Below are 10652 nucleotides of genomic sequence, written 5' to 3'. Positions count from 1 at the left end.
CGCTGGGACGCCGCCGGCCGCCCCGGAGCCCCGGGCGCCACGCCCCCCGTGGGCCCGGTGGAGACGGGGCTCCTGGCCCAGCTGGCCCCGGCCGTGGTGCCCCAGGTTCACTGGCTACCCGGGGGTGGCGCGGTGCGGATCCTCGAAGGAGGGCCTCCCGAGGGCGCCCGCTCCACGGTCGTCTTCCTCCACGGACGTGGGAACGCGGCGACCCACTGGTTCCCGTACCTGACGGCGCTGGCCCGGCACCACCGGGTGCTGGCCCTGGACCTGCCCGGTTTCGGTCAGTCCACCCCGGCGGACGTGCACGTGAAGTCCGCGGAGGACGCGGTGCGCTTCTTCACGGCGCCCGTGGAGGAGGCGCTGGGGATGGTGGCGCCGGGGCCCGTGGCGGTGGTCGGCCACTCGCTGGGCGGACTGGTGGCGCTGGAGCTCGCGCTGCGCGGAACGGTGCCGGTGGAGCGGCTGGTGCTGGTGGACGCGATGGGCCTGGGTCCGGAGATGCCGCGCGCCTCGCGCCTGTTCTTCCGGGCGGGGCCGGAGCGGCTGGCGCGCAACCTGGGCCCCTGGGCGATGGCCCGGATGCTGCCGCCGCCTCCCACGCCGCTGGGAGAGAAGCTGGGACAGCTGGGCTACGAGCTGTTGAGCGTGCCCGGTGGAAGGCCCGAAGCCGCGCAGGCCTTCAACGCGCTGGTGCCGCTGACGGGTCCGCTGTTCCACCGCCGCGAGCGGCTGGGCGAGGTGAAGGTCCCCGTGCTGCTCATCTGGGGCGAGCGCGACGAGACGCTGCCCGTCTCACTGGCGGACGAGGCCGCAAGCGGGCTTCCCCTGGCCCGGGTGGTGCGCGTGGCGTGCGGACACAGTCCGCAGTTGGAGCATCCCGAGCGCGTGCTCCCCGAGCTGAAGGCCTTCCTGGACGCGGAGCCCTCCAGCCCGTGAGCTGGCGCGGTGTCCCCGGCGTCACTTGAACCGGGTACAGTCCCCCGCCGTGCCGAAAGACTTCCTCGACCTTGAGGCGACGCCGGAGCGGCTGCACGCGCTGGCGGACGCCGGAATCCTGAGACCGGACGCGTACGGGCGTGCGCTGCACCTGGCGGTCGCCTCGCCGGAGCGGCCCGCCTGGCGCGCGTTCCTGTCCACGACGTTGATGGCCCTGGGCTCGCTGCTGGTGCTGGCGGGCGTGGTGTACTTCTTCGCCTTCAACTGGGCGGAGCTGGGGCGCTTCTCGAAGCTGGGCCTCATCTGCCTGGGCATGGCCGGGGCGGCGGTGGGCGCGTGGCGGCTGGGTGACCGGCCCGCGGGCCAGTTCGCGCTGCTCGCGGCCGCGGTGCTGGTGGGCCCGCTGCTCGCCGTGTACGGACAGACGTACCAGACGGGCGCGGATCCGTATGAGCTGTTCATCGGCTGGGGCGTGCTCATCCTGCCGTGGGTGGCGCTGGCGCGCTTCACGCCCCTCTGGATGCTCCAGCTCGTGCTCGTCAACACGGGCGTCATCCTCTTCTGGGGCCAGCGCATGACGCGCTTCAACGCCTATGAGGCAAGGCTCGCGCTGGTGCTGGGGCTGCTCAACGGGTTCGCCTGGGCGACGTACGAGCACTTCGCCAATCAGAAGGTCTCCTGGCTCCAGGGGCGGTGGATGCCCCGCGTGCTGTCCATCATGACGCTGTTGCCGCTGGTGACCCTGGGCATCCTGTTCATCCTGAGCAATCGCGAACGGTCGCTCGAGGCCGGCTTGTCCCTGCCGCTGGTGGTGGGAGCGCTGGTCGCCATCTACGCCCTGCACCGGCACCTGCATGGCGAGCTGTTCCTGCTCACCATGGGCGCGCTGAGCCTCATCACGCTCGTCACGACGGCGGTGGGCTACTTCCTCCTGGAAGTAACACACGCCGACGAGTTCACCCTCTTCGTCCTGCCCCTGGTGCTCATTGGCGAGGTGAGCCTGGCGGTGTACTGGCTGCGCCGCGAGTCGCAGGCCACCGGCGTTTCGGAGGAGACCTGATCATGGCCCTGCGACCGACCATTCAAGACGTGCTGGCGGGGCTCAAGGCCGAGGGCCACGTGGACGCGGAGGTGGACGCGCGCGCCCGCACCGTCCTGGAGATCCGGCAGAAGACGCTGGGTGCCTCGCCCTGGTTCGTGAAGGCGCTGGCCGGCGGTGGCGCGTGGCTGTCCGCCGCCTTCATGCTCAGCTTCTTCGCCTGCGTGGGCCTCTGGAAGGAGGAGGTGGCGCTCACCGGCCTGGGCCTCATGCTGGCGGTGGCGTCGGTGTTCCTGCGCCGGAGCACCCAGGGCCCCTTCATGGAGCAGCTCGCCCTGGCCCTGTGCATGGCGGGCGTGGGCGCGTTCCTCCTGGGGCTGGGGCAGATGGACCAGAGCACCCCCACCATCGCGTTCGCGGGGGCGGTGGCGTCCCTCGCGCTGCTCGCCGTGTTCCCGGACCTCATCCTCTACTTCCTGGCGACAGTGGGGCTCTGCGTGTCCGTGGGCGTGCTGGCGCTCGATACCGTGAGTGGCGCGGGCGTGGACGTGTGGATGCTCCTGTGCGCGGCGGCGCTCTCCGGCATCCTGCTCTTCGAGCCGCTGCTGCGGCGTGGGCAACTGGGACCTCGCGTGGGCCCCATCGCCTTCGCGCTCGCGTGCGCCGTGCCCGGGTGGCTGCTGTTCCGCAGCTTCGAGAGTTCGCAGGAGGGCTTCCGCTACGTCTTCCGCTTCGAGAGTGCGTTCGTGCCGAGCGCGTACCTCTCCATCCTGCTGGCGCTCCTCGTGGGGTGGACGGGGTGGCGGGTGCTGCGCGAGCTGGGCCTGTCCCAGGAGCAGCGCGTCTGGATTCCCGCGGCCGGCGCGCTCGTGCTGCTCACGGTGATGACGCTGAACACGCCGGGCGTGCTGGTGGCGGTGCTGATGCTGACGCTCGGCTTCCACCGCCGCAGCCGCGTGATGCTGGGGCTGGCGGTGGCGTTCCTGCTGACGTTCGGCGCGTACTACTACTACGACCTGCGCATCACGCTGCTGGCCAAGGCGCTCGCGCTCACGGGCAGCGGCCTGCTGCTGCTGGGCGTGCGGCAGTTCTTCCTGCGGCGGCAGCCCGCCGTCCTCACGGAGGCCCGATGAAACGCGGCGCCGTCATCTTCGGTGGGCTCGCGCTGGTGTTCGTCGCGCTCGCCTTCCTCGTCGTGCAGAAGGAGACCGTGCTCGCGCGGGGGCAACCCGTGCTGCTGCGGCTGGCTCCGGTGGATCCGCGCTCGCTCATCCAGGGCGACTACATGGTGCTCGACTACGCCATCAACCAGGGCTGGCGCGAAGGCCGCGAGCAGCCCCAGGAGGACGGCAACGTGGTGCTGCGCCTGGACGAGCACAACGTGGGCGAGTTCGTGCGCTACGAGACGCAGGCGGGCACCTCGCTCGCGCCCGGCGAGGTGCGCCTGCGCTTCCGCATCCGCAACTCGCAGATGCGCCTGGGCGCGGAGGCCTTCTTCTTCCAGGAGGGCCACGCGGAGCGCTACGCGAAGGCGCGCTACGGCGAGCTGCGGGTGACGGACAACGGCACCAGCGTGCTCGTGGGCCTGCGCGACGAGAACTACCAGCCGCTGGGCAGCGCCATCCACTGAAGGCGCGCCCCTGGCGTCAGTCCGCGTCCTCGTTCTCCAGCAGGTCGGAGAACGGGGAGCCCTCCTCGCCCAGCGCCTTGTAGAGGCCGTCCACCTTCTCCAGCTCGCGCTTGAGCGCCTTGTGGTGGTTGCGGTTCTTCACCAGGCTTTCGCGGCCCAGCATCCGGAAGGCCTCGTCGCGGCCCATCTGGCGGATGGCCGTGCCCAGCACCAGCCCGCGGAAGCCGTCCGCGTAGTCCAGGTCCAGCGGCGTGCTGCGCCTGCGCGCCTCACCGACGAAGGCCTGCGCCGCGGCCCGCAGCGCTTCCGGCAGCGGACGACCGCTGCTGGGGGACTGCTCGTAGTCCAGCGCGCGCGCCACGTGCTTCTCGTGGAGCACCAGGTCGCCCGTGCCGGCCGCGTGCTCCACCATCGCCAGCGTGTACGCACGCCGCACGATGTTGTCGAGCTGCCGCAGGTTGCCCGGCCACGAGCTGGTGGTCAGCATCACCTCCGCCTCCGGCGCCAGCCGCGCGGAGCCCTCCGGCATCCGCTCGCGGTGACGGCGGTTCACCATGTACCGCGCCCAGAGGGGAATCTCGTCCTGCCGGTCCTGCAGCGGCGGCATGCGCACCGGCAGCACGTTCACGCGGTAGTACAGGTCCTCGCGGAAGCGGCCGGCGCGCACCTGCGAGTGCAGGTCCGCGTTGGTTCCGATGATGAAGCGCACGTCCGCGAGCTTCTCGCCGGTGCCCTCGCCCAGCGGCCGGTAGCTGCGCGACTCCAGCAGGTGCAGCAGGCCCGCCTGCGCCTTCAGCGACAGCTTGTCGATTTCGTCGATGAACAGCGTGCCGCCGTCCGAGCGGGCCACCACGCCCGGCGCGTCGCGCACCGCGCCGGTGAAGGCGCCCTTCTTCCAGCCGAAGAGCTCCGCCATCTGGAGGTCCTCCGGCACCGTCACCAGGTCCAGCGTCTCGAAGGGCTTGCCCCGGCGGCCGGAGCGCTCATGGCACCAGCGCGCCAGACGCGACTTGCCCGCGCCCGTGGCCCCGCTCACGAGGATGGTCTCGTCCTGGAGCGCGAAGGTGCGCAGGATGGGCAAGAGCTCCGCCATGGAGCGGCCCACCACGGGGAGGAACTCGTCCACCTCCGGCGTGGCCACCGGCCGCTGCGGCAGCGCGGTGAGGTACGGCGCGGCGATGTCCGTGAGCAGCTGGAGCAGGTCTCCGGAGTCGCGCCAGACGAACTCCTGTCCCATGGCGGCAAGGCAATCCGCCTCCAGGGAGATCATGCCCTCCATGCCCGCGGGCGTGCGCAAAGGCAGCACGCACACGTGCGTCGCGTGGCGGCCCAGGAAGCGCTGCTTGCTCTCGTTGCTGTGGAAGCCCGCGAGGCCCGGGTCACCCGTCACCGGCGCGTCCGGCGCGTGCGGCTGCACCGTGCCGATGTTCACGTCGATGGACACCGCGCACCGGTGCTCCACCACCGCGCGCCAGGCCGTGGCCGAGGTGAAGAAGGGCATCTCGACGCCCGCGTCCGTCACTTCGCGCGCGCCCACGTCCAACGCCGCCAGCCGGCGGTACGCCTCGCCAGGACGCAGGTGGACGATGCCGCGCAGGACCCGAGCCCGGCCCGCGTAGCGGCTGGCCGCCACCGCGGCGTCCGCCACGGCCAGCATCCGGCGCAACGTCGACGCTGCCGCGGTTTCGAAGTCCCTGGAATCCCTGAGCGCAGCCATGAGCTGCGCCAACTCGTCTTGCATCCCCATCGCCTCCCGTGCGGAAGCCGCGCCACCGCCGACCGGCGAAGCCGTCCAAAAAGCAGACGCGGACTCTATCGGAGATGACGGGGAGGTGCGGATTCAGATGGAGAGCGCGGAAGGAGCGGCCCCTCCTTCCGCGCTCCGGGTGCATCTGGATGCGGTACACGCCGTTGCCGGCGTATGGGCGGGACGCATTGCGGATGCCGTGCCAACAGGGTAAGTCCAATGATTCCGCGGGGTCACGATGAACACCCCACTCAACCTGCGTCCCGTTGGAACGCGAGCGCGTCCGGACAGGACGCAAACCCCTGACGTTTGAGCCCCAATGCCTGACGGACCGCGCCTTCTGAACGGGCGGGCAGCCGGGTCATTCCATACCAATCAGGCCTTGGAGGACGTGTCCGGCTTCAGCACGAAGACGCGGTCCAGGCGCGGGCTGCCGCGGCCCACGGGCGAGTCCAGGTCGTAGTCGAAGTCGAACGTGGCCGCGACGCGCAGGCCGGACTTGCGGAACAGGCGCTTCACCTGGGCCTCGTCGTACGTGCGGAAGAACCACGTCGTCTCGATGAGCCAGTCCTTGTCCGGGCCGGTGACGCGCAGGCGGTTGCGCATGGGCGAGCGGCGCAGGCGCTGCTCCGGCAAGCCCTCGTGCGTGTTGCACACGACCTTGTCCGCGCCCACCTGCCCCACCCAGCGCTCGTGCTCAGGGCCCGAGCGCTCGTAGTCCGTGAGGTGGAAGCCCAGCACGTAGATGCCGTCTGGATTGAGCAGGCGCCGGGTGCCGGTGAGGTGCTCCACCGCGGCCTTCTCGCTGTCCAGGTAGCGGAAGGTGGAGACCAGCGTGTGGGCCAGGTCCACGCGGCCTTCCAGCGCCGGGTCGAAGAAGTCCTCCATGCGCGCCTGGGACAGCTTCACGCGGCGGCGCTCCGCGGGGGACAGGCGCTTGCGCGCGTGCGCGAGCATGGCCTCCGACAAGTCGTAGCCCGCGACCTTCAGGCCTCGGCTCGCGGCCTCCTCCACCAGCCGGCCCGCGCCGCACGCGGGCTCCAGCCACTGGTTGCCTCCCGTGCCGAAGCGCCGGCTCAGCTCCTGGAGGAAGTCCGCCTCGCGCACGGTGTCCGTGCCGAAGATGGCCTCGTAGTACTCCGGGTGCTCGTACCAGTCCTTGCGTCGTTCCATGGTGCCGTCAGTGCTCCGTGTGTCCCAGGACGCGCGCGAGCACGAACATCACCAGCAACCCCGCTGCCAATGCCACCAGGTTGCGCCCGGGCTTGTCCCTGCCGTGCTTGTTCACGTGCGGCAGCAGGTCCGACACGGCGATGTAGAGGAAGGTGCCGGCGGAGAAGGCCAGGGCCTTGGGCGCCAGCGACTGGAAGCTCAGCACCGCGTCGAAGCCGAAGTAGAGCACCGCGCCCACCGGCACCATCAGGCCGTACAGCGCGGTGTACGCCAGGATGGTGCCGCGCTTCTTGCCCTCCGCCTGGAGGATGGACGCGAGCGACAGCGACGAGGGAATCTTGTGCGCGGTGATGGCCAGCAGCGCCATGGCGCCCACGCCCTCCTTCACCGAGGAGCCCAGCGCGATGCCGTCGAAGAGCGTGTGCGTGGACAGGCCCAGGAACGCGCTGAGGCCCAGCGCATGGCCATGCACGTGCTCCGCGCAGTCTGGCGGCTCCTCGCAGGCGTGGGCCACGAGGTAGCGCTCCAGCACCAGCACGAAGAGGAAGCCCATGGGCACGAGCGCGAAGGCCCACCAGCCGCCGCCCTCGTACGCCTCCGGGAGCATGTGGAAGAAGGCCGCGCCGAACATCACGCCCGCCGCGAAGGCCAGGAACGTCACGAGCCGCGTGGAGCGGTCATTGAAGATGACCACGCCCGCCCCGGCCAGCGCGCTCGCCACGACGATGAAGGAGTACAGGAGGACTTCGGCTACGACCGGCGACATGGGGCGCGCACCCTACTCCCAAAATGACGTCGTCAGTAGCTTCGCACCACCAGCACCTCCACCCGTCCCGGCTTCACCTCCACCAGGTGTGTGGTGGGCCGGCCCGGTGCATCCACCTGGACGGTGTGCTTTCCCGGAGGAAGCCGGAAGCGCGCGACCTGGAACTCCGCCGGCAGTGAAAGCCAGGAGCGCAGGTCCGCCTGGTTGCCCGCGTTGAGGACCAGGAAGGTGAGCACGCCCAGCTCCTTGCTCTTCGTGAGCGCGCCCACACCCGCGGCCACGCCCGCCTTCGCCACCGCGCCCGCGAGCTGCTTCGCCAACATGCGGCCGATGCGGTCATTCAGGTGCACCTGGGCCACGCGCGACAGCGACGTCACCGTCACCGCCTGCTCCGCCTGGTTCTCCACCGACACGCGCACCGGCGGTGTACCGCCGCGGTCCCGGTACACGGGCACTTCAATCAGGTCTCCGGAGTCGCCGTAGTCGCGCGATGCCCGCTCCTTCTGCGGCGACAGGCCCGCCTCCACCACCACGACGAGCTGCCCTTCACCGGGGCCCACCGCGTCGTGCGCCACGTTCGGGAACTTCTTGGAGAGCGTCTCGTAGGCGTCGTCGCGGCCCGTCTTCTTCGCCAGCCGCAACAGGGGCTCCACCAGCCCGCCCAGCCGGGGCTCCAGCTCGTACGCCTTCATGTAGTCGATGAAGGCCGAGTCCCACTCGCGCTGGTCCTCGTACAGCACGCCGCCCAGGTAGCGCGCGATGGCGAGCTGCTCGTACGGCTTCTTCTCCTCGGTGATCATCTTCTCGATGCGCTCGTTGACGCGGCGGACCTCCACGAGCGCGTCCTCGTCGCGGTTCAGCTCCGCGTAGTTGAGCGCCTGGAGGACGGAGATCATCAGCTTCTCGAAGTCCTCCCCGCGGTAGGCGCGGCGCCGCTCGCTGCTGAGCAGCACCCCGGCCTCTTCGCTCACGGAGGTGATGTCCAGCTGCGACATGAGGTCATCCGCCTGGGCCAGCACCTTCGTGCTCTCCTCCCACTGCCCGGCCGCGTGCAGCACCATGCCCTTGTCCAACAGCAACAGGAGCTGGTCGCGCTCGGGGGCCTCCTTCTGCTCGCCGTCCAGCTCACTCAGGGCGCGCTGATAGTCGGAGGACTGGTACGCGGAGCGCGCGGACGCCGTGCGCGCCACGTAGTCGCTGGCGCAGCCCGTGCCCAGGACGCTCAGGGCGCTCAGGGCCACGATGAACAACAGGCCCCAACGCCCCCCCGCCGGGGAAGCGGCGGGGACGCGCGGGGCCTGGGATGCGATGTCGGGGAGGTTGGCCACGGCGGACGGCTACCAGCTCACGCCCTGCTTCTCGAACTTCTTGCGGATCTGCTTCTCGTCCGTCCACGCCAGCGTACCGGTGCGCACGTCGTTCAGCTTCGCCGTCATCTTGTAATAGACGAGCTTGTCGCGGCCGACCTCCTGGATGATGGAGGCGAGGTCGCCCGTCATCAGGAAGTCCACCGACGCCTGCTGGCCCGGGGCCTTGGCGGCGTTCGGGTTCACGTAGCCGGACTGCTGGTACTCGTACTCCTCCGCGATGTCCTGGCGCGCGGCCTGGTCCACCAGCGCGAAGCGGCCCGTCTGCGCGAGCGCCGTTTGAATCTTGTCCGCCAGCGAGCGCATGTCGATGTGCTCACTGGTGCTGTTGCGCAGCTTACCCACGAGGACGATGGGCAGGGTCGCGCCCTGCGGCGGGGGCTGCGCGAAGCGCGGGGCGTTGGCGAGCGACTCGGCCATCTTCTTCGCGATGAGCTGCAGGTCGTTCTCGTTGAAGCGGTCGCCCAGCATCTCGATGGTGTTGGGGTCCTCGTAGGTGCCGCGCGTGAAGGCGCGGGAGCCTCCACAGCCGGCGAGCGACACGGCGACGAGGGCGGACAGCAACAGGCGGCGGGTGTTCATGGTCGGGTCGACTCCTAGTTCCATTCGCATTCGAAGCGGCTGCCTTCGAAGTTCCACTTGTAGGCAAGCACCGCGTCGCGGCGGTAGCCGGCCGTCAGGCGGCAGAGGCTCTGCAAGGACGCGCGCGGATAGTCGAAGGTGTACGTCTGCGCCTTCGCGCGCTCCTGCGGGGTGAGCTGAGAGGGGTGCGTGAGCGTGGGGCTGGCGCTGGCGGCCACCATCACGCGGTGCGCGCCGTAGGTCTTGAGCGGCACATTGCCCGCGAGCTGGATACGGCGCACCGTGCGCGCCACCATGATGTCGCTGCGGTCCACCATGGTCTCGTGGCTGTTGCGGCGCTGCAGCAGCTCCGGGAGGTTGGCGGAGAACACGCGGGTGATGTCCCCGTCGTCCACGAAGAAGTAGAGGAACGCCTCGCGCGCGGTGCGGCTCTCCCCGGTGAAGTCCAGCGTCACCAGGATGTCCAGCTGCCGGTTGGGCGCCAGGCCATGGCGCGACACCGCCGCCAGCACCGTCTTGTCCACGCCCGCCTTCTTCAGGCGGATGAGGCCGTCCGCGCTCGCGTCGCAGGCGCAGCGGCGCTCTTCAATCATCTTCACCAGCTGCGCGGGCTCGAAGCCGGCCTGCGACAGCTTGGTCAGCTCCTCGTCGGTGAGAGGGAGCTGGTCCGACCGCTCATAGATGCGCGGCAGCTGGTTCGGGTCCCACTGGATGATGTTGTAGGTCTGCACGTCCCCCGACGGGAACGGCAGTGCCACGGACGGCGAGGCGGCGCGAGGCGCCTGGGCCGTGGTCAACGCGACAGCGGCTGCGAGCAGTTGAGCGATCATGGCGTTTCCGTCAGAACCGGTATCCGACGTTCATGAACAACCGGTTCGTGACTCCTCCTCCCCCAATGGGGATGTCCGGCGAATAGTGCAGTCCCATGAGCACGCGGTCGCGGCGGTCCAGGAAGATCTCCGCGCCCACCTGCGGCGAGATGGCGAAGCGCAGGCCCTCGCCCTCCGGGATGACGATGGCGCCCGCCTTGAGGCCCAGGGTGAAGGACACCGGCCAGCCCCAGCTGCGGAAGGTGGGGCCCACGTTGCCGATGAAGCGCCCGCCGTCGAAGACGTAGCCGCCGCTGACGTCCAGGCGGTACCAGTCATCGCCCCAGAGGGACACGGTGGCGCCCACGAAGAGCGGCGGACCTTCCGGCGCGCCCGGGGGGTTCTCACCGGAGTTGATGGCCGCGCCCCAGTCGAACTGGAGCGACACGCCCCGGCGGTTGTCGCCGTAGCCTCCCGTGCCGTACTCCGACTCTTCAGGCCCGTCGGTGCGGCCCCGCTCCTGGGCGCTCGCGGTGAGCGGCGCGGCGACGGCCAGGAGCGCCAGGGCTCCGCACAACGTGACAGGACGCTTCATCTGTT

The 10652-nt window shown here is 70.3% G+C and carries 11 protein-coding genes; 4 read left to right on the top strand and 7 right to left on the bottom strand.

Annotated elements, in window-relative coordinates; translation table 11 throughout:
* Positions 1–48: 48 nt before the first annotated feature.
* The 4 genes from D7X99_RS27505 to D7X99_RS27490 are packed head-to-tail and all read left to right on the top strand — an operon-like array spanning position 49 to position 3608.
* The gene (locus D7X99_RS27505; RefSeq protein WP_121780374.1) at positions 49–939 is read left to right on the top strand and encodes an alpha/beta fold hydrolase; all 891 of its coding nucleotides are present in this window, start codon (positions 49–51) and stop codon (positions 937–939) included.
* Between the two features lie 49 nt (positions 940–988).
* Entirely contained in the window at positions 989–1999 is a 1011-nt protein-coding gene (locus D7X99_RS27500; RefSeq protein ID WP_121780373.1) for a DUF2157 domain-containing protein, read from the top strand.
* A gap of 2 nt (positions 2000–2001) precedes the next feature.
* Complete coding sequence (locus D7X99_RS27495) at positions 2002–3111, top strand: DUF4401 domain-containing protein (RefSeq protein WP_121780372.1); 1110 nt, start codon at positions 2002–2004, stop codon at positions 3109–3111.
* The gene (locus D7X99_RS27490) at positions 3108–3608 is read left to right on the top strand and encodes a GDYXXLXY domain-containing protein (RefSeq protein WP_121780371.1); all 501 of its coding nucleotides are present in this window, start codon (positions 3108–3110) and stop codon (positions 3606–3608) included. Before D7X99_RS27495 ends, D7X99_RS27490 begins: the two co-directional genes overlap by 4 nt.
* 16 nt (positions 3609–3624) lie before the next feature.
* Here D7X99_RS27490 and D7X99_RS27485 read toward each other — a convergent pair whose 3' ends face one another.
* The 7 genes from D7X99_RS27485 to D7X99_RS27455 form a co-directional block, all read right to left on the bottom strand.
* Positions 3625–5349, bottom strand: coding sequence for a sigma-54 dependent transcriptional regulator (locus D7X99_RS27485; RefSeq protein WP_121780370.1), 1725 nt, complete (start codon positions 5347–5349; stop codon positions 3625–3627).
* A 381-nt stretch (positions 5350–5730) separates the two neighbouring features.
* The gene (locus D7X99_RS27480) at positions 5731–6528 is read right to left on the bottom strand and encodes a bifunctional 2-polyprenyl-6-hydroxyphenol methylase/3-demethylubiquinol 3-O-methyltransferase UbiG (RefSeq protein WP_121780369.1); all 798 of its coding nucleotides are present in this window, start codon (positions 6526–6528) and stop codon (positions 5731–5733) included.
* A gap of 7 nt (positions 6529–6535) precedes the next feature.
* Positions 6536–7294: a ZIP family metal transporter gene (locus D7X99_RS27475; protein ID WP_120578179.1), complete on the bottom strand. Its 759-nt coding sequence runs from the start codon at positions 7292–7294 to the stop codon at positions 6536–6538.
* Positions 7295–7326: 32 nt separating this feature from the next.
* A complete protein-coding gene (locus D7X99_RS27470; protein ID WP_233613774.1) occupies positions 7327–8622 on the bottom strand; it encodes a COG3014 family protein in 1296 nt (431 codons plus the stop codon).
* 9 nt (positions 8623–8631) lie between these two features.
* On the bottom strand, positions 8632–9243 hold the full coding sequence (lpoB, locus tag D7X99_RS27465) for a penicillin-binding protein activator LpoB (RefSeq protein ID WP_121780367.1): 612 nt from the start codon (positions 9241–9243) through the stop codon (positions 8632–8634).
* 14 nt (positions 9244–9257) lie between these two features.
* Positions 9258–10073, bottom strand: coding sequence for a hypothetical protein (locus tag D7X99_RS27460; RefSeq protein WP_121780366.1), 816 nt, complete (start codon positions 10071–10073; stop codon positions 9258–9260).
* A 10-nt stretch (positions 10074–10083) separates the two neighbouring features.
* Positions 10084–10647, bottom strand: coding sequence for a hypothetical protein (locus D7X99_RS27455; protein ID WP_120578182.1), 564 nt, complete (start codon positions 10645–10647; stop codon positions 10084–10086).
* Positions 10648–10652 lie beyond the last annotated feature (5 nt).

Origin of the sequence: Corallococcus sp. AB032C (assembly GCF_003668935.1) — a bacterium.
In the GTDB taxonomy this organism is placed as follows: Bacteria; Myxococcota; Myxococcia; order Myxococcales; family Myxococcaceae; genus Corallococcus; species Corallococcus exiguus.
Note: the sequence above shows the minus strand (reverse complement) of the source record. Positions and strands in the feature narration are given on the sequence as shown.